This is a genomic window from Clostridium sartagoforme AAU1 (assembly GCF_000401215.1).
Lineage (GTDB): Bacteria > Bacillota > Clostridia > Clostridiales > Clostridiaceae > Clostridium > Clostridium sartagoforme.
In genome coordinates this window covers 1-23,111 of sequence record NZ_ASRV01000220.1, presented here as the reverse complement: position 1 = coordinate 23,111, position 23,111 = coordinate 1, and the positions used below count along the sequence as shown (strand labels likewise).

Genomic DNA, 23,111 nt, shown 5'->3' with positions numbered 1-23,111 from the left:
TTAAAATATATTTGAATAGTATTTAATTTTATTTGAAAACAACAATATTTTATTGTTTCTTTATCTAAATTTATTTATATATATAATTATTTCTTCATTAAATCCCTTAATTAACTTCTGCATTATATCATTATTTACATCTAAAGTTATATTATCAACTTTAGCTATAGGCAATATTTTAGGAGATGTTCCTGATATGAACATAGCATTTAAATTATCTACTTCTTTAAAATTTATCTTTTTTTCTTCAAATCCTATTCCTAAGCTTTTAGCTAATGATATGATTCTCCCTCTTGTGACTCCTGGCAAAACATCTTCTAAAGGTGAAGTATATAATACTCCATTTTCTATCATAAATATATTTGATTTACTTCCTTCTGTTATAAATCCATTAGAATTAACTAGTATTGCTTCAAAAGCATTAGCTTTTATTATTTCATTATTTACTTTTTCTCTAAAATTACTATCAACTACTTTAGCATTAGGATTTTTCTTTCTCCGTGATAAAGTATAGTATTTACTCCGCTTTTATAAAGATCATCACTAGGATAACTATGCTTTATACTAAATACTTTCATAGTATCGGTTTTTATATCGAAAGTTAATTTAATATTTCCAAAATCTATATTATTACCTTCAATAAGACTAATTAAATAGTCTTTAATTTTATCGTATTTATAAGAAAAATTCTTATCCATTAGCCTAAAAGAAGATTCTAATCTTTTTATATGATCCTCATAAAACAATGGAACTCTATCTATTACTCTTATAACCTCATATATAATTCTATCTCTTTCTACTGAATCTGCAGTATAATTTTTTATACTTTCCAAATGTCCATCTTCTAAATAATAATCTAAAATAGCTTCCATCAAGTCTTCCTCCTCATTATTTCCATCTTAATACTTCAAAAGTATTTTTCTTTCTAAAATTTATTAAATATGCATTACCAACTAGATCTAATAATGGTTTATCAGATAAGGAATCAGAAAACATATAAGAATTTTTATAATCAACTTCTATATTTTCTTTTTCTAGAACTTCTTTTAATCTTTTAACTTTTTCTTCTCCTTTACAATTCTCACCTTGCATTTTTCTTATAAACTTTCCACTTTCTAAAGTAAATCTTGTTCCTATTATCATATCTACTTCCTTTATCGCATAAAACTCCCTTAAATAGAATTCAGGAGATGCAGATATTAAATACACCTTATAACCTTTACTTTTTAAATTTTTCATCATTTTTATAGCATCTTCATATAAATTTTTTTCTAAAACATCTTTATAAAAATTCTTCACTAGTAGAGCTAAATCTTTTTCTTCTATTCCTTCTATAAATTTAAGAAAACTTTCTTTCACTCTCTTTTCATCATATATGTTTATTGAATACATAAAACCACTATATAATGCTCTTGGAAGAAATCTAATATTTTTTATATCTTTCATAATAACGTATTTAAATAATTGCATTAAGGTTTCTTTTTTTGTTATAGTATAATCCACATCGAATATTGCCAATTTTTCCATTATAATTCCTCCTAAAATGCTTCATTATTAATTATATACTATAAATCCTTATATTTAAACAAATTCATAATTGATTTGACTTAAAAGCTATAAATAATATTATTTCAACTAAAAAATTAAGGCACCTATTTTTTTAAGTGCCTTAATCTTTCTATTTTAATTTTTTTAAATATCTTTCCAGCCTATTTAATCCTTCTTCAATTATTTCCATAGACGTAGCATAAGACAATCTTATATAATTATCTAGACCGAAAGCAACTCCTGGTATTACTGCTACCTTTTCTTCTTCTAAGATACTTTTTGAAAAATCCAAAGATGATTTTATCTTTTCATTATTAATTGATTTATTATAATATTTATCAATGCAAATCATTATATAAAAAGCCCCTTTAGGCTCTATTATTGATAAATCATTAATTTGCTTAAGCCTATTAATCATATAATTTCTTCTTTTTTCAAATTCCTTTATCATTATATTTATGCTTTCTTTTGGCCCACTTAATGCTTCGATTGCGGCATATTGAGATATTGAATTTATATTTGATGTAACATGACTTTGCACACTACTCATTAATTTTGCTATTTCTTTATTGCAAGCCGAATATCCAATTCTCCATCCAGTCATAGCATACGCTTTTGATAAACCATTAATTACTATTGTTCTATTATAGGCATCCTCTGATATTGATGCAATACTTATGTGTTTTTCATTATCATATATTAATTTTTCATATATCTCATCAGAAATTATTATTAAATTATTTTCTTTTGCAAATTCTGCTATTTCAAATAATTCTTCTTTGGTATAAATACTTCCAGTTGGATTATTTGGGCTATTTATTACTATGGCCTTAGTATTCCTTGTAATTGAAGATCTCAATTCGTTAATTGTATACTTATAATCATTTTCTTTAATGGTTTTAAGAATCACAGGTACTCCATCAGATAATTTGATTAGTTCTGGATAACTTACCCAATAAGGAGTTGCTATTATAACTTCATCACCTTTATTTAATATTGCCGTAAATGCATTTGCTAAAGATTGTTTAGCTCCAGTTGATACTACTATTTGATTTGGTTCATAATTTAAATCATTGTCTTTATTTAACTTTTTACATATAGCTTTTCTTAAATCTAAAATTCCACTTGTTGGAGTATATTTAGTTTTTCCATCCTTCATTGCTTTTATAGCTGCTTCTATAATATTTTCTGGAGTGTTAAAATCTGGTTCTCCTGCTCCAAAACTTACGACATCAACCCCTAATTCTTTCAACTCTTTTGCCTTTGCTGTAATTTCCAATGTTATAGATGGATTTATTTCTTTAGCCTTGTTAGATAAATTCATTACTCTTCCCCCAATTATCTTCTATAATTTATTAATTTATTTAGCAAATCTTTATCTATTCCATAGCTTCCTATGAAATTTTCGTTATGGCAGTCTTTTCCATGATAATCACTACCTCCTGTTATTAATAATTTATATTTCTTACATAAATTATAAAAATCATTTGATTGTTCTCTCGAATGACTTGGATGATATACTTCAATACCTTTTAATCCATAGAATTTCAAATCTTTAATTATACTTTCTACAACTATTTTTTTATAAATTTGTCCTGGATGAGCCAATACTGATATCCCACCTGAGTTATTTATTATTTTTATAGCCTCTTTATAGCTTAACTTACATCCTTTTACATAAGCAGGTTTTCCCTTTACCAAAAAACTAGAAAATGCACTTTTATAATTATCAAAGTATCCTTTCTTAACCATAGCATTGGCAACATGCCCTCTTCCTATAGTAGATTTTATATCAACTGCTAAATCATCTAAAGTAATATGGATGTTATTTTTTTCTAATTTAAAAAGTATTTCCTCGACTCTTTCTATTCTAGATTTATTTAGCTGTTCTACGGTTTTTATTAAGTCTATATCATTTATATTAATAAAATATCCTAATACGTGAATTTCTAGATCCTCATATTCAGTACTTAGCTCTATTCCAGGTATTATATTTATATCTTCATATTCATTATTAATAACATATTGGGAGGATATTGAATCATGATCTGTTATAGATATACTTTTCACTCCCGCTTTTTGAGCTAAATTTATAATTTGTTCCGGTGCCAAGTTACCGTCTGAATAATTTGAATGAATATGTAAATCTGCATAGTTCATTTTAACACCTTATTTCTTAAGTAATATATTAAAAATATATCATTATTAATATAAAATGACAAATAAAAAAAGTGCCTAAAAGGCACTTTTATGATTATTCAGCTAAATCTTCACTGTAGAATTTTGATACTCTATCAAATTCTTCTTCTTCTGGAATTATTAATTCTCCATCTTCATTTGATCTAAATAAGTATACTGAATCTTCATTAGGATCTTGAGCTAAAATATATTCATTTTCTTCAAATTCAAAAGCGTCTATAATTTGACATGATACAACATTTCCATTCTCGTCTTCTAAATCTACAACAAAATGTTCATGATGATCTTCTCCACATCCGCATTCTTCGTCATGATGATGTTCATGATCATGGCCACATCCACATTCTTTTTCTTCATCATGGCATCCACATTTATTTTCATTATCCATTCTAATAATCCTCCTTCATAGATATGATTCTATTTAATTCTACCCTTAATTAGCAAAAATTAAAAGTAAAATATTAAAATATTTTATGTTTCGCTAATTATTAATAAAAAAGTAAAAATAAGGACCTGCCAAAAGGCAGTTCCTTATTATAAATATTATTGTTGTTGTGCTAATCTCTTATAGTTTGCTAATCTTTCCATAGCATCTTTTTCTGTCTTTTCAAATAAAGCATCAGCAGCTTCTGGGAATGCTTTTGCAAGTGATGCATATCTTACTTCACCCATTAAGAATTCTCTAAAATCAGATTTTGGTTCCTTAGAATCTAATGAGAATGGATTCTTAGTTCCAACTAAAGTTGGGTTATATCTGTATAATCCCCAATATCCACATTCAACAGCTTTTTTAGCTTCATCTTGGCTATTAGACATACCATTCTTAATACCATGGCTTATACATGGAGCATAAGCAATGATTAATGATGGACCATCATAAGCTTCTGCTTCTGCAATTGCTTTAAGAGTTTGGTTCTTGTCAGCACCCATAGAAATTTGAGCTACATATACATATCCATATGTCATAGCCATCATTCCTAAATCTTTCTTCTTAGTTCTCTTTCCAGCTGCAGCAAACTTAGCTATTGCAGCTGTTGGAGTTGATTTAGATGATTGACCACCAGTATTTGAGTAAATTTCTGTATCAAATACAAGAACATTTACGTCTTCTCCTGAAGCAAGAACATGGTCTAATCCACCGTATCCGATGTCATATGCCCATCCGTCTCCTCCAAATATCCATTGAGATCTCTTAACTAGGAATTCTTGATCCTTTAAGATTTCTCTTGCATAATCAGCATCAACTTGTGTTAATGTAGCAATAACTCTATCAGCTCTTAATCTAGTACCTTCTCCACTGTTCATATGATCTAACCAGTCTTGAAGCACTGCTTTAACATCTTCTGAAGTTTCAACTTCTAAAGCTTTAGTCATATTGTCAGCTATTCTTTCTCTTATAGCCTTAACTCCTAAGAACATACCTAATCCAAATTCAGCATTATCTTCAAATAATGAGTTAGCCCAAGCTGGACCATGTCCTTGATTATTTACAGTATATGGAGTTGCTGGAACTGATCCACCCCAAATTGATGAACATCCTGTAGCATTAGCTATCATCATTCTATCTCCAAATAATTGAGTTACAAGTTTAGCATATGGAGTTTCTCCACATCCTGCACAAGCTCCTGAGAACTCAAATAATGGTTGTTCAAATTGGCTTCCTTTAACTGTATTTTTATTCATTGGATTCTTCTTAAGTGAAACTTCTTTAACTGCATATTCCCAAGCTTCAATTTGTTCTTCTTGAGTATTCATTGGTTTCATTATTAATGCTTTACCAGGTGCTGGACAAACTTGAGCACAGTTTCCACATCCTGTACAATCTAATGGAGTTACTCCAATTGTGTAGAATGTTGGTTCTTCTGTCTTCAATGCCTTTGCAGGAACAATTTTCATTGATTCTGGTGCATTTTCTTTTTCATTTTCATTTAATAAGAATGGTCTTATAACAGCATGTGGACATACATATGCACATTGATTACATTGAATACATTTGTCTTGTTGCCATTCTGGAACATTTATAGCTATACCTCTTTTTTCATATGCAGCAGTACCTGGCATAAATGTACCATCAGCTAATTCTGATAATTGTGAAACTGTTAGGTCAAATCCCTTTTGTGCATTTATTGGTTCAACTATATTTTTGATGAAATCTGGTACATCTTTTCTTTCTTCCTTAACTTCATCAACAACATCTTTCCAATCAGCAGGAACTTCTATCTTAACTATAGACTCAACACCTTTATCTATAGCAGCATAGTTCATATTGACAACTTTCTCACCTTTTTTACCGTATGACTTAACAACAGCATCTTTTAAGTATTTAACAGCATCTTCAACTGGAATGATATTAGCAATTTTAAAGAATGCAGCTTGCATTATCATATTGATTCTTCCACCAAGCCCAATTTCTTGTGCTATCTTAACAGCATTTAAAGTATAGAAATCAATATTGTTTTCTGCTATAAATCTCTTCATTGAAGCTGGTAACTTTTCATTAACTTCTTCTGGAGTCCAAATTGTATTTAATAAGAACTTACCATTCTTCTTTAATCCTTCTAATACATCATATTTATAAACATAAGCTTGATTATGACATGCTACGAAATCAGCTTTATCAATTAAATATGGTGACTTAATTTGCTTCTTACCAAATCTTAAATGTGATACTGTTATACCACCAGATTTCTTAGAATCATATGAGAAGTATCCTTGAGCATACATGTCTGTATGGTCACCGATGATTTTTATAGCACTCTTATTAGCACCAACTGTACCATCTGATCCTAATCCCCAGAACTTACATGCTTTAGTTCCTTCTGGAGTAGCGTCGATATCTTCTTCTATATTTAATGATGTATTAGTTACATCATCAACTATTCCTATTGTAAATCCATTCTTTGGATTTTCATTAGTTAAGTTTGCGTATACCGCAGCTATATGTGATGGGTTTGGATCCTTAGAACCTAATCCATATCTACCTCCAACTATAACTGGAGCATTTTCTCTACCATAGAATACACTCTTAACATCTAAGTATAAAGGTTCACCAATTGATCCTGGTTCCTTTGTTCTATCTAAAACAGCTATAGATTTTACTGTAGCTGGTATTGCTTTTAATAATTTTTCTCCAGAGAATGGTCTATAAAGTCTTACTTTAACTACCCCAACTTTTTCTCCCTTTGCACTTAAATAATCAATAGTTTCTTCAACAACATCAGTTGATGATCCCATTGTTATTATTACTCTATCAGCATCTGGAGCTCCATAGTAATCGAAACAATGATATTCTCTTCCTGTTAACTTAGTTATTTCAGCCATATAGCTTTCAACAACTTCTGGAATATCTTCGTAGAATCTGTTTACTGATTCTCTAGTTTGGAAATATATATCAGGGTTTTGTGCTGTACCTCTAGTTACTGGATGATTTGGATTTAACGCTCTCTTTCTGAAGGCATCTAAAGCATCGTAATCAACTAATTTAGCTAATTCATCATATTCTAAAACTTCTATTTTTTGGATTTCATGTGAAGTTCTGAATCCATCAAAGAAGTTCATAAATGGAATTCTTGTCTTAATTGCTGTTAAATGAGCTACTGGAGATAAATCCATAACTTCTTGAACTGATCCTTCTGCAAGCATTGCAAAACCAGTTTGTCTTGCAGCCATAACATCTTGATGATCTCCAAATATACTTAATGAAGATGTTGCTAAAGCTCTTGCTGATACGTGGAATACTGTTGGAAGCATTTCCCCAGCAATCTTGTACATATTTGGGATCATTAATAATAAACCTTGAGATGCAGTATATGTTGTTGTTAATGCACCTGCTTGTAAAGATCCATGAACAGCACCAGCTGCTCCTGCTTCTGATTGCATTTCCATAACCTTAACAGGTTGACCAAATATGTTTTTTCTTCCTTGTGCTACCCATTCATCAACATGTTCAGCCATTGGTGATGATGGAGTGATTGGGAATATAGCAGCTACTTCTGTGAAAGCATATGATATATGAGCCGCAGCCGTATTACCATCCATAGTTTTCATTTTTCTCATCGTATTTGACCTCTCTTCCTTATATATAAAATTTTATAACTACACTAAATACAGAATTATTTTCTGTATTTAAACTAAGAGTAAATTGTTTGGTAAGAAAAGATTAAATCTCTTTAATTAAGTTTAAATACCTAACCCCTATATAAGTATTTAATTGATTCTTTCTCTTCTAAAAATCTATTTAGTTAATTCCTCACCAAGATTTTTTGCCTTTAATAGCTCTTCATCACTTGGCGATTCTTTAACGGCGATGTGTCCTATAACATTAAAGTTATAATCCTTCATACGTTGAACCCAATCGACCATAAACTTTCCATCATCCCATCCATATGATCCAAATAAAACTATTTTCTTTTGATTATTTGGTAACAATTTGAATTGATTAATAAATGGTTCCATCTCATGTTGTTCAATTCTGTTATTATCCATTGATGGGCTTCCAAATGCAACTGCATCAGCTTCTGTTACATCTTCTATTGTTGCATCATAAACATATTTAACATTTATATCCGCACCAGCATTTTCTGCTCCCTCTGCAATTGAATTTGCAAGAACTTCAACATTTCCCCCATTACTCCAATAAATAATAGAGATTTTCTTCATAATTACATCACCTCATCTTTTGACTTAATTAAGTCAGCTCTTTGGACATATATTACCTATTTTTTTACTTACTATTTTATTATATAACACTATTTTTTTTTGCAAGTTTTATACAGGTCATATTAGTTGAATATATCCTTTTCTAATAAAAGATAGCTTGTTTCATTTATTTAACTCCATACTTTTTCTTATTACTGCCAAAATCGCCTCAACACCATTAGTAATTCCACTATTTTTCATATTTTTTATTAATATATTTCTATTTTCTGTTAATTCTTTAATTTTAGCTAAAAGTATTTTTTCATTTTCCATCATTTCATCTTCATCTAATACTAGTGAAAAACCTTCTTTTTCGAAAGATTTAGCATTAAGAATTTGATCTCCTCTACTTATTTTTTTGATAATGGTATTAAAAGAGTTGGCTTATTTAATGCTAACAATTCAAATATAACATTTGCTCCAGCCCTTGATATTACATAATCTGCAGCCTTTAACAAATGAGGAAGCTCATCTTTAACATATTCGTATTGAACATAACCATTAAATCCACTTAAATTCTGATCTAAATTTCCTTTTCCACATATATGAATAATATTAAAAGTTTCTAATATTTTTTTAATATTTTTCTTACTTCATCATTAATGCTTTTAGCACCTAAACTTCCACCTATAACTAGCAAGATTTCTTTATTATCTTTAAATCCGCAGATTTCTTTTCCTTGCCTTGAACTTCCACTTAATATTTCTTTTCTTATAGGTGTACCTGTTAATATTCCTTTATCGTCTTTAATGTACTTTAAACTTTCTCTAAATGTAACACAAAGCTTGGAACAGAACGGTGAAGATAACTTATTTGCTAGTCCTGGAGTCAAATCTGACTCATGGGAAACAACTGGAATCTTTCTCATTGAAGCTGCAATAACAACTGGTACAGCAACAAAACCGCCTTTTGAAAATACTATATTAGGCTTTTCTTTTTTCAAAATTTTATTTGCTTCCATTACACCTTTCATTACTTTAAAAGGATCTGTAAAGTTTTTTATATCAAAATATCTTCTTAATTTTCCTGATGAAATCTCATAATAAGGTATTTTTGCATCTTTTATTATTTCTTTTTCAATTCCATCCTTACTTCCTATATACTTTATTTCAAAACCTTCTTCTTTCAGCCTTGGAACCAAAGCCAAATTAGGAGTAACATGTCCTGCTGTTCCTCCTCCAGTCATTATTATCTTATATTTATTCATTAAAAACACCCCACTTGTTTGATTAACAATTGTTAACCATTAATTATTTTAACTTTTTTCCTCTTAAATAATATCATATTATTCAAGACAATTTAATTGTTATTCAAAATAATTTGTCTATTATTTATTTTAAATATTCTTTTAAGATTATAAAGATTTGTTTTCCACTATTATGTCCAATTTCCTTTAGTTACATATAATATTCACAAAAAATTTGCACAAGCTATAGTTACAAAGATGAAAAGGAGGTGTAAACATTATGGCTAATAATAATAATAATAGAGTTTTAATACCTGAAGCTAAAAAAGGATTAGCTAAATTCAAAAATGAAGTAGCTAACGAAATGGGAGTACCTTTCTCTGATTACAATGGAGATTTATCTTCAAAACAATGCGGAAGTGTTGGTGGGGAAATGGTTAAAAGAATGGTAGCGCAATACGAAAACGGAATAAAATAGTTTTACTTGTAAAGCCATTTTAATGTTACTTATACTTATATGAATGTAATTTTATATTACTTTAAGTAACAAGGAGTTGTCTTAATATGATGATAATCACTTTAAGACAACTCCTATTTAATTGATTCTTATATGTTTTATCATAAGTTGAATATTTCTATTGCCATTAAATTCATTTATATTTGGATAATAAATTATATCTGCTTTTAAATTTATATAACTACTATCACAAGCTCTAATAAATTCTTCTTCTCCATATTTGCTTATAACTTCTTCTTTAAAAGCTTCAAATTTATCAAAACTCACTCCATCTATATATAAGAATCTTTTATTAATTTCAAATTTAAATCTAAGCTTCAAAAAATTCTTTTCTTTTCCTAGTAACCAGAGTCTTTCTATACTAACATTTTTAACAGCAAACAAAGGACTGGGGTTTCCTTTTCCAAAGGGTCTTAAGCTTTCAATAATATTTATTAAGTTTTCATTTAAGTAAATTAATTCAAGAGGCGAATCTATTTTAACAGTAGGAATTATATCCTCATCTGATAGCTTACATATATTGTTTAACTTATTTCTTAATAAAATTATATTTTCTTCCTTAATAGATAATCCTGCAGCCATTGGATGTCCGCCAAACTTTTCTATAAGTTCACTACATTTACTAAGCTCCTCAAATATATTATAGGTCTCTATTGATCTTGCAGATCCTTTTGGCATTTCCTTGCCTTTAGTTAGAACTATACAAGGCATGTTATATTTTTCTTTTACTCTTCCTGCTACTATTCCGGCAATGCTTTCGTGTATACTATCATCATATACTACTATGACCTTTTCTTCTTTCTTTTTTTCATTTTCTATTTTTCTAATGATTTTTTCAGAGCTTTCTTTAGTTAATTCTTGTCTTATTGAATTCAGTTCACTTAGCTGATTTGCTAGGTCTTTAGCTTTATTAATATCCTCTGTTATTAACAATTCTACTGATAAATCTGCCGTTTCTAACCTTCCTGTAGCATTTATACATGTATATATGATTTTTTTATTCTCATAAATAAATACTATACAATTTAACTTGCTTCTATCACTTAAGTTCACTCTCTAACTTAAAAGTTGCTTTATAAAACTGTCTTTATTTCCTTTATTTTTTTTGCAAATTTTTTCGAATTCTTTAATATTAAAAACCTTAAATCTAATACCATTATCATTGAATACAGCCTTTGAAACTAACTTTAGATTCTTCTCAGTTCTTTTTGTATTATAATCTTTATAATAATGTATTACAATGAAAACAATATTACTTTTTTCAATAGAATTACATAATATATTCAACAAAGTATACTGTCCAACTATTAACTTAGCCATATTTCCAGAATCTATTTCTATTAATATTTTTTTATCTCCAATCTCAATACTATTGTCAACAGATATACTTACTTTATTATCGTCAATACCATCACTATAAAAACTCTTTTTACCTCTCAATAACTCACTTAGCAAATTATCTTTACACATATCATAAAATCTTTTTTCATTATTTCCAGCAATTATTCTCATTCTATACTTAGGATTAATACTTACTTTTTCATCTTTATACAATTCCCATCTAAATCCTTTTTCTTTTTCCTGACTATTTTCGTTAATTTATCTTGTTTCTCTCTATTATTAAATAAGAAATAATCTCTACCATTTCTTTCACTAAACATAACCTTCTTTGCAGTATCATACGAACTCTCGTTTTCTATAATTTTTTTCTGTTTATTTATTCTATCTAATTTATTTGTTATTTCACTTATTGTATATTCTTTTCCCATATCCTCTCTATCATTATGCATCTTATTTAATAAATCTCTAAAAAGAATATCTGGATTAACTATCCATTGATTCTCTTCTTGAATCTCCTTTACACAATCCATAATACTCACCCTTTCTTTGATTTAACTACAATAACTCCTACCATAAATACCTTACTCCACTTTTGTTTATAAATTATTTTACACTTTTCATACTGTACACTCAATTCTAATTATAAACTTTGAATTACTATATTACATAATCTATATAGTTTAAAATTGAAAATAACTTATATGATTAGTTTAAACACTAATTATATAAGTTATTTTCTTTTCTAAGGATATATTATACTATTTCATTTAGTCTATTTTTTATTCTTATTTATCTTCTGAATTTTTTAAAATTCTCTTAACTCAATAATGTTCATATAATTATTCCAAAAACTCCCATTGAAATTTTATTCATTTAACTCACTTGCGCTTTTCTGGTTACTATTTCAGTTATAACAATACAACTATTTAAAGCAAATACTTTTTGCTATACTAATTCTTCTCTTGTCATATCTTCTATAGTTTTATTCACAACTTAACATTCACATCTAGTATATATAGGTTTATCTAACTAATCATTTTTACTATTCTCTGCTTCACATCAACAGACCAATCATATTTAGCATTATTATAGTTATATATCACTATATCTGGTGAATAGTGTGCTACCACTTGTCCTAATGTGAAAGTTAATGATACAGGTGTTGTCATAACTAAATGAATTTTTTTAATCCCTTTATTCTTTGCCCAACTTAATATTTTTTCAAATTCTTTAGCAAATTTATCAACATCTGAATAACTTTTAATCCCCCATCTCTTTCTATCTTTGTTTGATAAGTTTATTACATCTAAATCACCTACCACACTTTTAATTTCATCATCCTTTATATCAAATGATTGCTCTACCTTTAAAATTATTTCATCACCCGTCAACTCATAATTTTCATAATTAGTTTGTAGTTGAAGATCACTATTATATGATTTTTTAAGTTCAAAAAACTCCTTATCAGGATTATTTCCTATTGCTCCATCATATTCATATAAAATAACATTATCCGTATCCGAGAAATTATAACCATCCATAAAACCTATTGGTATATGTGGAAACCCCAAATATGCAAGCGAATCATTTTTTTTGCTACCTTTTCTTACTTTTCTCATTATTTTTTCTTGTTTATTGATGAATTTTTGGAGATTATTTTCATTTATCCAATTTGTATTATCAAAACTCTCTTTTTTATTAATAGTTATCTTTTTAAATCCTCCAATTGAGTATTTATCCTCTATACCTTTTGAATTAGCATCCTTTTTTGTGAATACTTCAAGGATAATCCTATCTTTTTTGATATAAGGGAAAAAGATATTTTCAAATATGTTTATAACCTTTTGTGTTATTTTACTATGTCTGTATATAATACCCAACGCTATTAATGCTATTAATATCAATAACAATATAATACCATTCAAACGATTTTCTTTTATTAACTCAATAATTTGCTGTAATATTTTAGAATTCATAACTCCCTAACCTCTCTAATTTACTATCACTTTTATTTCCTATCCAAAGTTCTATAGTTTCGATTCCTATTATAAGAAATATAACTATTGGACTTTCTGTAATGCTTCTCTTAACAAGTTTTTTCCAAGACTGTTTATCTATATATGAGGGAGTTGGTCTAGATTGAGGATGTGTATGCCATTCACCAAGATACATTTTTATATAATTACTCTCAATCCATTTATCCTCTAAAAGTTCATTATGCTTATTGCATCTATAAAATCCATATCGGCTTGATTTATCTCCATCTATTGGTTCAGTACAATCATTTATCTCTATCGTTTTTCCCTCTATAAGAATAGAGCCTATTAATATTCCTCCACTCTCATATTTACTTTTACATTGGATATATTTACTCATTATCGCTAAAACATTATCATTAATTTTTATACAATAATCCTTATAATCAATACTAATCATTACAATAAACACATCCCTCTAACCGTACATCATCTCTTTCCCCTAATCCACAATTAAAATTATAGAAACTGTCATTTACTGAATGTCCGTCAAGTAAAAAATCATCTATATTTCCTTTCCAAGAAAATACCCTATTTTCACAGTTTTGCTTAATTAAAAAATCATGCGCTAACTTTGTTGCAATTATAGCAGTTTGCATTGAATCCATACTGCCATATGGAGTATATGTACCTAAACATCCTCCAAAATTTTTAACATATGGAACATTGCTTTTACCAGCGAAATTAACCTTACACATTAATTCCTCTGTAAACAAACAATTGTAACATCCTTTTTTATTAATAAACACCGCATGTCCTGCAATACCATAAGCCTCAACCCAAGTATAGATCACTGGTACTTTTGCTTTAATAATATACTTGTTCAATAGTCTCTCTGAGTTCACATCACCTATAGCGGATATAACTAAAGAATATTCTTCTAATCTTATTTCCTTTTTTTCTAACATATCAAAAATATTATACTCATACGCCTGAATATCTAATTCGTCATATCTATTTTCTAATTCCTTTTTCATTAACTTTACTTTCGAAGTATTCTTTTCGCCTCTTGACTTTCCTAGAAAATGTCTATAAATATTATTTTGACTAAGGAAATCCTTATCCACAATAGTTATATTCTTAAAACCTGACCTTGTTAATTGAAAAATTGTATCACTACCTATAGAACCACAACCTATTACTAATATTTTAAATTCATCTCCATTAGTAATCGCACCACCTCTAACTAGTGCTTTTTTATCATCTACTCTTTCAATATATATTGGAGTTATTTTAGAATCATCTTCAGCCTCTAAAATAGGTACAATTTCTTTATTGGATTTGTTATCATATTTTAACCCTATTAATACATTTTGATCACCTTGTAACATAATATCTAAAAGATAATAACTTTGATTATTTTCCTTGGTTAATCGTCTAATCAACTCAATATTATCTCGTAATACACATCTTCTAACCAATTCCGAAATTTCTTTTGCACTCCAAAATTTTCGTTCATTAGGCACATATATATCCAATGTTTTCGAAAATGGTATATAAATTGCATTAATAAATTGTTTTTTATCTATCTTTTCCTCTTTAGTATCATTGCTATCAAAGAAAAAGTTCCTTTTACTTTTATTGTCAATACATAACTTAACCCGTCTCGTCTCACTACTTTCTGATATATATGAATAAGCATATTCTTTATTAGGTATTTCTGAAAAATAATATTGAAACTCCCTATGAATTCCCTCAATAGATTCATTTTGAAAGAATATAGATTCTATTCTTTCAAATATGAAGTCTAAAATCTTTTCTGTATCATCACTCCAAACAATACCTTCCTTATCTAAGTAGCAAATATAGCCATCCGAACTGATATGCGGTATATCTGGTACATATTTTCGTTTACTTGTATCTAATATTATAATTGGCAATTCAAAAGGAAATCTCTTTTTATTTATATACATTATTAAGGGAATTCTATCTTCATTTCTTAGAATAAAATCAAATGTATATACACTTTCTTTTTGTTTTTCAATATTTTCTAAATACTTCTTTTCTCTTAATTTTATTTCAATAATACTACCACCACCTATGCAAAGTTAGATGCAGGGGCACTACTTGCTCCTACTGTTTTATATCTATTTTCTGCCGATTCTGGTATCTTTAAATCATCACCAAAATATTTTACTAACTCTTTACAAGCCTTTGTAGGATCTGGTTCATCTATTGCATACTTTAACGCCGTTTGTAATTTAACTACCTTATTATAAAAAGAATTCATTTTCTTATTAGTCATCTTTGAAAATACATCGCCTTGATTTCCTACTGGTAGTTTATACTCAATTGTATATAAAAACTCTTCTTCATCTATACAATATTTGTATGAAAATAAAGATTTTATATCATCAACTAGACATTTCATTGATTTTAAATCATTGTATTCTTCTCTTCCAGTTATTGCATTTGTTTCCTTTACAGGAATTAATTTATCCGCTGCAATAAGTGTAATCCCTATACTAGGAGGAGTTCCATCACTTGTTTCACTTGCAAACACTTTATCTTTCCATTTTTTTAGATACCTTACAATCCTTTTAAATTGCTTTTTATCGTCACCTGAAAAAGAATTTTTTATATGGTTATTTAATCCCTCTGGGTCTGAAAATATCCAATCTTTGTTAGTCTTTGAAGTCTCATTTCCCCAAGATAAATATAAGTTTTCATCATCAGATGACTTTAAATATATTGGTAAGTCCACATGGTATTTTGGCTCTTCATTTTCAGAATAAGTTATTGTTACACAAGGTTTTTTTATTTTAGGTTCTGTACTTGTATGAGTTAGCATAATATCTCTTACTATTTCTTTAAACTTAGTTGGATTGTCCTCATAATCTTCCTTATTTAGAGAAATAATTACTCCTTCATCAATATCATAGTTGCCATCTGTTGGCTTAATCCCTGTATCAATTGCATAACTCCCTTGATCTATAAACTCTATTGATGGTATGTCCATATTATTATCTTCAAAATATTCTTCTAATCCGTTCTTAACTTTTTTGGTTATTTTATCTCTTTTGTCTCTTAATTCCGCATTTTCTTTTAGTCTCCCCAATTTAATTTCGTCATGAAAATCTTCTAATTGTTTTTGTATGTTAGCCATCACATCTCCTCCTAAACATCTATTTATTATAATACTAATTATAACATATTTGTATTATTATACATCTAATTCTAGTCATTCTTATAGATAATAGAAGCAAGTACACAATACTTGCTTCTATTATCTAATGATATTAATTTACACATTTACTTTGCCAATGAACTTTTAATAATGGATTCCATTAATCTATTACTATAATTCTTCTGCTTTTCAATTTTACTTTCTAAGTCATCACATAATTTCATTAACGAATCAACTTTTTCTACTATACGTTTTTGCTCTGCTAATGGAGGCATAGGAAATAGCCCTGAATAAAATTTTTCATCATTTATTGCAGGATACGCCATTCCAACCATTTTTGATTCAACGTATTTTATAAAATGTATACTTCTTAAATAGTATAAAATATATTTACTATTAATCCCTCATACGGATGTATTATAGCAAATGCTGTACTTACAATAGGTTCAAATTCAAATTCTTTATCAACTATTGCTATATTTAACAAATATGGTCTCACAGTTGAATAAATAACAGTACCCTTATCAACTAATTTTCTTGCTCTTGAAGGTGCATTTTCTGGTTCAATAATTGTTAACTCTTCTCCAATTTCACCTTTTTCTTTATTAATTGATCCAACATCAATATAAGTAAATTTAATATCTGGTTTCTTTTGTCCTAAATTATATCCAATTTCTTTTAACCTAACCCATTCCCATCTACCTGGTAATTCAAAGGGCTTTTCTTCTTCACTTATCTCTGCTAAGGGTTTTTCTTTCTTTATCTTCTTTTCTTTAATTAATCTTTCCTTTTCTTCCTTAATTCTCTCTAGTAAAACACTTGCTGGTTCATCATTAGGATCTTGTGGTACTAATTTTCCTTGTACTGCTAATTGAAGTATACAATTTTTCAATTCTTTTACTGCATTATCTCCTAAAGATAAATTTTTAAAATTTAATAATATAAATCTTAAAACTTCTTCTAATTCTTCTATACTATCAACATTATCTACAGCATTAAATACAGATTTAGCACCTAATTTCCCATAATAGACTTTTTTCTCTAAAACTTTTTCTAATTTATCACAAAAAGCCATTAATGAATCAACTTTTTCTATTATTCGCTTTTGTTCATTTAAACTACATAGTGGAATAATAATTTCTTTAAAATTTGCAATTGATATACCACCTATTATACCCGTCATTTTACTAGTAAATGAATCAAAAAACATTGATGATTGATAAATGTAAAAAATGTATTCAGATAAAATTCCTTTTATAGGTTCAATAGCATATAATTTATTTCCAAAACATATATCCTTATCTGTTAACCCAATTTTTCTACCAGCGCTCCCCCCTTCTGAACAAATCAAAACTGAACCATTATGTGCAACTTTAAACTTTTTCTCATTATATGGTACTTTTACACCAGTATTATAATCTATTCCCTTACCATTAAAAGCAACATCTTTTGTAGAAATATAATTATATCCCTCTTCAACATTAGCGTATACTGTCTCCTTTATCTTGGCATTAATACTATTGCCATTGAAAATATTTCCCAAATCACCTATTCTTACAAACTCCCACCCTGTAGGCAATTCAAAAGGCTTTTCATTTTCACTTATCTCTGCTAACGGCTTTTCTTTTTTTATTTTTTTCTCTTTTATTAATATTTCTTTCTCATTCTTTATCTTTTCAAATAAAACACTTGCCGGTTCATCATTAGGATCTTGTGGTACTAATTTTCCTCTTACTGCTAAATCAAGTATTGTTTCTCTTAACTTATTAACCTTTTCTGGTCTATCAAAGATTGTTTTAAATTGTTCTAACATCATATCCATATTAATTACCACCTAAAATCTTTGTTAATTCTTCTATAAGTTGATTTTGTATTTCATCAACTTCAGCCTTTGCCTTATTATATTTTTCTAGCAATGCAACAGGATCTCCTAGGTCTTCTTCTTCTTTATTTGGATTCTTAAAATCTAAGTTATAATTTCTATTTTTAATCTCTTCAATAGATACCTTCCATGCATATTCATTTTCTTCTCTGTTAGTCCACCATGCTTTTTCTAATTCAAATTCTTCACTTCTTATTGGCTTTGTTTTTGTATAGTTTTTATAACCTTCTGGTAATGGATGTTCAAAGTACCATACATCTTCTGTTACCTTTCCTTTTTCAAAGAATAAAAGGTTTGTATTTATTCCTGTATATGGAGCAAATACACCATTAGGCATTCTAACTATTGTATGAAGATTAAATTCACTTAATAGTTTCTCTTTTATTTTAGTTTTAACCCCTTCACCAAATAGAAATCCATCAGGTAATACTACACCGGCTCTTCCATTATCACTTAATCTATACATTATAAGTGTCATAAATAAATCTGCAGTTTCTTTTGTTTGAAATTGTTGTGGGAAATTACTTAATACTGTATCTTCCTCAATTCCACCAAAAGGAGGATTCATTGCTATAACATCTATCATCTCTGTTGGTTTTAAATCACTTATATTTTTCATAAGTGAATTATCATGTTTTATTTGTGGTACATCTATATCATGAAGTATTAAATTAGTAGTTGCTAAGAGGTGTGGCAATGGTTTCTTCTCTATACCTATAATTGACTCACCTAATAACTTAATATCTTCAACTGTAGTTTGTTGAGTTTTCATATATTCTATAGCGCAAGTTAAGAACCCACCTGTTCCACAAGCAAAATCAGCAACCTTTTCTCCTAACTTAGGATTCAACATATCTATAATAAACTTTGTAACAGGTCTAGGGGTATAGAACTCTCCTGAGTTACCTGCACTTTGTAAGTCCTTTAATATATTTTCATATATATCATTAAATAAATGTCTATCCTCACTCGCTGTAAAGTCTATTTCATTCAATTTATTTATTACTTGCCTTATTAACGCTCCTGACTTCATATAGTTATACGAATCCTCAAATATAGCCTTAACTAAAAATGATTTTGGATCTGAATATTGTGTTAATTCCATTTCTTTTAATTTTTTAAATAATTTATTATTTACAAAATCTAATAATTCATCTCCTGTCATGCCTTCATCATCAGCAGCCCAATTACTCCATCTTAATTCTTCTGGAACAATAGGTGTATAATCATCACTCTCTAATTCCCACTCTTCTTCCTTAGCATCAAATACCTTTAAAAATATCATCCAAACTAATTGTGATATTCTTTGAGCATCTCCATCTACTCCTGCATCCTGACGCATTATATCTTGTACTGATTTTATTACATTTGTTACTGACATCTCTATTGTCTCCTTCTTCTATTGGTTAAATATATCTGGTATTAAGTCTTTCAAAGATATTAACTTTACTTTAGAACAATTCTCGCTATAATACTCATAAATATAATTATATTTATCTTTATATTTTTCTTCAAATTCTTTTGCAATATTGGTATTTTTACTTAATATATTTGTAAATCGTCTTTTTCCACCTAAAAACTTTTTAAAGTTATTGCAATCAATCAAATATAAATATTTATCTTTATAAGTTTTATATTCTGCTAAATTATAATAATCAACAAAAGTAGTTTTTAACCTTGTACTATCATTACCTCTCCAAGTTATGAATTTAAATTCTGCAATTCTTTTATTTGTTATCAAATCAAATTCACTACTTGAATTATCTGCACCTAAACTTACACTTTCAATTATTTCATCTTCATCTAAAATATAAGGCAATGAATTTATTATACCTAGAGTATGAATTATCACATTGATTTGCCCCATTACAGATTTAACTTCTAATGCTGCATTTAGCATTTCCGATGATATATTCTCTTTGTTGTATATTGATTCTACATCAGTTAACTTTTTATCTTTTAACTCTTTCTGTAATTCTAACACAACATTACTTAGTTTATCATTTGAATAATATCTTATAAGAGATTCTAATGATTTAATCATCTCTGCATCCATTAAATTACCTCCTATAAACTATGCTATAGTATATAACTCTTGAACTAACTCTTTAATCGCTTGTTCATATTCTTTTTTGCCACCAAATATCTTTTTAACTATTTCTAATTTACTTCCTACTTCTTTGAACTCAGGCAAAGTTAATACATTTATATCTTGGATATTTTCTATACCTTCATTTGCATATTTATCAAGCAATTTATCTAAAACAACTCTAGCCTTCTCATTATATTTACCAAAATAATTTCTCTTTTTAACATTGTTGGCTCTTTCTTTCCTCGTTAAGACTGGCATATCATAGGCAATATGACACACTAAATCAAATACATCCATATCTTTTCCTACATCATCTATTAAATCCTCTAGGAATATACCTTCATCCTCAAAATGCCTTCTTATCTCATCTTTCTTATCAGTTTCACTCCAAGTTCTTATGAACTGATCTAGTGTACTAAACTCTTTTCTTATATTTTTCTTAGAATAATCTTCAAGAGATTCAACTATTAACTTACCATCTGCTCCATAATAATGCGCTCTACGATTTATTATCCTCACTTCTACATCATCTAAGATATATTTCCCTACTTTATCGTCTCCTCCAAATGGATCGTTTATGAACCCTGCGCCACCATCCCCATTATCATCACCTTGTTCTTGATAACCTGTATTATTCTCTTCTGATGTATCGTCAAATTCTTCATCATCTTCATTTGGTATAGTATTATTATCTGTTTCTTTTATCTTTACAGGATCACCATCAAAGTCTTTATCAGCAAACAACCTAGAAACATCTCTAAAATCTATTAAAGTAAAATACATTTTCCCATAATCTTCTCTTATTCTAGTACCTCGACCTAGTATTTGTTTAAACTCTATCATTGAGTTTGTCTCTGAATCTATAACTATAAACTCACAAGTTTTACAATCTACCCCTGTAGTTAATAATTTACTTGTAGTAACTAGCGTAGGGTATTTTTCTTTTGGACTAATAAAACTTTGAAGTTGTGATTTTCCTTCTTCATCATCTCCAGTAATTTTCATAACATACTTATTATTTTGTGAATATAAATCTGCATTTTCATTAATCAATGCAGTTCTCATTCTATCGGCATGATCTATATCTGTACAGAAAAATATTGTTTTTGCCATTCTTTTATTATTTTCTTTTAAATAATCTGATACAAATTTGGCTACAACTTCTGTTCTCTTGGTTAATACAAGATTTCTATCATAATCTTTTCTATTATAAATCCTATCTTCAACAATATTTCCATACTTATCTGTTTTTCCCTTTTCAGGTCTATACCCCTCTAAGTCTCTATCTATTGCAACCCTTATAACCTTATATGGGGCTAAAAAACCATCTTCTATACCTTCTTTTAAAGAGTATGTAAATACTGGTTCACCAAAATAATCCAAATTAGAAACATCCTTAGTTTCTTTAGGAGTTGCTGTTAAGCCCACTTTAGTTGCTGATTCAAAATAATCTAATATTTCTCTCCATGCAGAATCCTCTTTAGCACTTCCTCTATGACATTCATCTATAATTATTAGATCAAAGTAATCTCTGCTATATTGCTTATATAACTTCTTTTCTTCTGTATCTCCTGTTAAACTTTGATACAGTGCAAATTGGATTTCTTTAGATTTATCTGCAGTTCTATTCTTTATTTTATTTATATTTTTTAATAATGGTTTAAAATCTCCAACTATAGTTTGATCTACAAGTATATTTCTATCTGCTAAATATAATATCCTTCTCTTATTATTAGACTTAAATAACTTATAAACTATTTGAAATGCAGTATATGTTTTTCCAGTCCCAGTAGCCATAACAAGTAATACTCTATCTTGTCCCTTCGCAATTGCTTCAACAGTTCTATTTATAGCAATACGTTGATAATATCTAGGTGGAAAGGTATCTTGATCATAATAGTAATTATGAGTTACTATTTCTTCTTGTTCTTTACTAATACCCTTATACTCTTTATATCTATTCCATAACTCTTCTGGTGATGGAAATTCCTCCAATGTTAACTCTTTTTCAATAGTTCCTTCTGTTTTGGTTCTATCGTGTTCAATAAAGCCATCTCCATTTGATGAATAAATAAATGGTATATCTAAAATATTTCCATAATTTAAACCTTGTTGCATACCAGCATTTATAGAATGCTTATTATCCTTCGCTTCAATAATTGCTAACGGTAAATTATCTCTATAATAAAGTATTATATCTGCCCTTTTTCTACTTCCTCTGCTAACCATTTTCTTTCTTACAATTATTTTACCATCTGTAAAACTTACTTCTTGTGCTATCTGCTCTTGATCCCATCCTGAATTAGTTATAGCAGGAAGTATATACTTAGTTATAATACTTGTTTCACTTAAACTCTTCTTATTCACTCTCTTCCCCCCAATTAAGATTAAAAACACCATAATATTTAAATTATCTATCCTAATTAAATTATACCCTATAATTCACCAAAAAGTTATTCTAATCATTAATTATTAATAATTTAAA

At 28.3% G+C, this 23,111-nt stretch carries 19 protein-coding genes and 2 pseudogenes; 1 reads left to right on the top strand and 20 read right to left on the bottom strand.

Features of this window, described 5'->3' with window-relative positions:
• Positions 1 to 60: 60 nt before the first annotated feature.
• The 8 genes and pseudogenes from A500_RS22185 to A500_RS17410 all read right to left on the bottom strand — a co-directional run bounded on the left by A500_RS22185 (position 61) and on the right by A500_RS17410 (position 9,652).
• Positions 61 to 872 (bottom strand): annotated as a pseudogene (locus A500_RS22185) (aminotransferase class IV).
• A gap of 16 nt (positions 873 to 888) precedes the next feature.
• Positions 889 to 1,527 carry an HAD-IB family hydrolase gene (locus A500_RS17440; RefSeq protein ID WP_016208892.1) on the bottom strand — a complete coding sequence of 213 codons (639 nt, stop codon included), beginning with the start codon at positions 1,525 to 1,527 and terminating at the stop codon, positions 889 to 891.
• Positions 1,528 to 1,678: 151 nt separating this feature from the next.
• A complete protein-coding gene (locus tag A500_RS17435; RefSeq protein WP_016208891.1) occupies positions 1,679 to 2,872 on the bottom strand; it encodes a pyridoxal phosphate-dependent aminotransferase in 1,194 nt (397 codons plus the stop codon).
• A gap of 14 nt (positions 2,873 to 2,886) precedes the next feature.
• Positions 2,887 to 3,708: a PHP domain-containing protein gene (locus tag A500_RS17430; RefSeq protein WP_016208890.1), complete on the bottom strand. Its 822-nt coding sequence runs from the start codon at positions 3,706 to 3,708 to the stop codon at positions 2,887 to 2,889.
• Between the two features lie 94 nt (positions 3,709 to 3,802).
• Positions 3,803 to 4,135: a DUF1292 domain-containing protein gene (locus tag A500_RS17425; RefSeq protein ID WP_016208889.1), complete on the bottom strand. Its 333-nt coding sequence runs from the start codon at positions 4,133 to 4,135 to the stop codon at positions 3,803 to 3,805.
• A gap of 155 nt (positions 4,136 to 4,290) precedes the next feature.
• The gene (nifJ, locus tag A500_RS17420) at positions 4,291 to 7,803 is read right to left on the bottom strand and encodes a pyruvate:ferredoxin (flavodoxin) oxidoreductase (protein WP_016208888.1); all 3,513 of its coding nucleotides are present in this window, start codon (positions 7,801 to 7,803) and stop codon (positions 4,291 to 4,293) included.
• Between the two features lie 177 nt (positions 7,804 to 7,980).
• Positions 7,981 to 8,406, bottom strand: coding sequence for a flavodoxin (locus A500_RS17415; protein WP_016208887.1), 426 nt, complete (start codon positions 8,404 to 8,406; stop codon positions 7,981 to 7,983).
• A 162-nt stretch (positions 8,407 to 8,568) separates the two neighbouring features.
• Positions 8,569 to 9,652, bottom strand: a pseudogene (locus tag A500_RS17410) (undecaprenyldiphospho-muramoylpentapeptide beta-N-acetylglucosaminyltransferase).
• Positions 9,653 to 9,911: 259 nt separating this feature from the next.
• Between A500_RS17410 and A500_RS17405 the strand changes: the two are divergent.
• The gene (locus A500_RS17405; RefSeq protein WP_016208883.1) at positions 9,912 to 10,109 is read left to right on the top strand and encodes an alpha/beta-type small acid-soluble spore protein; all 198 of its coding nucleotides are present in this window, start codon (positions 9,912 to 9,914) and stop codon (positions 10,107 to 10,109) included.
• Positions 10,110 to 10,226: 117 nt separating this feature from the next.
• Here the strand turns inward: A500_RS17405 and A500_RS17400 are convergent, their stop codons facing one another.
• From A500_RS17400 to hsdR, 12 genes are all read right to left on the bottom strand, one after another.
• Complete coding sequence (locus A500_RS17400; RefSeq protein WP_016208882.1) at positions 10,227 to 11,201, bottom strand: DHHA1 domain-containing protein; 975 nt, start codon at positions 11,199 to 11,201, stop codon at positions 10,227 to 10,229.
• A 3-nt stretch (positions 11,202 to 11,204) separates the two neighbouring features.
• Positions 11,205 to 11,702 (bottom strand): hypothetical protein, encoded by a 498-nt coding sequence (locus tag A500_RS17395; protein ID WP_016208881.1) that lies wholly within the window; start codon positions 11,700 to 11,702, stop codon positions 11,205 to 11,207.
• Positions 11,681 to 12,019 (bottom strand): hypothetical protein, encoded by a 339-nt coding sequence (locus A500_RS17390; RefSeq protein ID WP_016208880.1) that lies wholly within the window; start codon positions 12,017 to 12,019, stop codon positions 11,681 to 11,683. The genes A500_RS17395 and A500_RS17390 overlap by 22 nt, the downstream gene beginning before the upstream one ends.
• A gap of 495 nt (positions 12,020 to 12,514) precedes the next feature.
• A complete protein-coding gene (locus A500_RS17385; protein ID WP_016208879.1) occupies positions 12,515 to 13,465 on the bottom strand; it encodes an SAVED domain-containing protein in 951 nt (316 codons plus the stop codon).
• Positions 13,455 to 13,925 carry a Mov34/MPN/PAD-1 family protein gene (locus A500_RS17380; RefSeq protein ID WP_016208878.1) on the bottom strand — a complete coding sequence of 157 codons (471 nt, stop codon included), beginning with the start codon at positions 13,923 to 13,925 and terminating at the stop codon, positions 13,455 to 13,457. The genes A500_RS17385 and A500_RS17380 overlap by 11 nt, the downstream gene beginning before the upstream one ends.
• On the bottom strand, positions 13,918 to 15,510 hold the full coding sequence (locus A500_RS17375) for a ThiF family adenylyltransferase (protein WP_278245137.1): 1,593 nt from the start codon (positions 15,508 to 15,510) through the stop codon (positions 13,918 to 13,920). The genes A500_RS17380 and A500_RS17375 overlap by 8 nt, the downstream gene beginning before the upstream one ends.
• 53 nt (positions 15,511 to 15,563) lie before the next feature.
• Entirely contained in the window at positions 15,564 to 16,631 is a 1,068-nt protein-coding gene (locus tag A500_RS17370; RefSeq protein ID WP_016208876.1) for a nucleotidyltransferase domain-containing protein, read from the bottom strand.
• Positions 16,632 to 16,777: 146 nt separating this feature from the next.
• A complete protein-coding gene (locus A500_RS20850; protein ID WP_341349967.1) occupies positions 16,778 to 17,008 on the bottom strand; it encodes a restriction endonuclease subunit S in 231 nt (76 codons plus the stop codon).
• Between the two features lie 14 nt (positions 17,009 to 17,022).
• Positions 17,023 to 18,474, bottom strand: a complete 1,452-nt coding sequence (locus A500_RS20845; RefSeq protein ID WP_016208874.1) for a restriction endonuclease subunit S — start codon at positions 18,472 to 18,474, stop codon at positions 17,023 to 17,025.
• 1 nt (position 18,475) lies between these two features.
• Entirely contained in the window at positions 18,476 to 19,915 is a 1,440-nt protein-coding gene (locus A500_RS17355) for a type I restriction-modification system subunit M (protein WP_016208873.1), read from the bottom strand.
• Between the two features lie 18 nt (positions 19,916 to 19,933).
• Entirely contained in the window at positions 19,934 to 20,590 is a 657-nt protein-coding gene (locus A500_RS17350; RefSeq protein ID WP_016208872.1) for a hypothetical protein, read from the bottom strand.
• Positions 20,591 to 20,608: 18 nt separating this feature from the next.
• Positions 20,609 to 22,993, bottom strand: coding sequence for an EcoAI/FtnUII family type I restriction enzme subunit R (hsdR, locus tag A500_RS17345; protein ID WP_016208871.1), 2,385 nt, complete (start codon positions 22,991 to 22,993; stop codon positions 20,609 to 20,611).
• Positions 22,994 to 23,111: the final 118 nt, after the last annotated feature.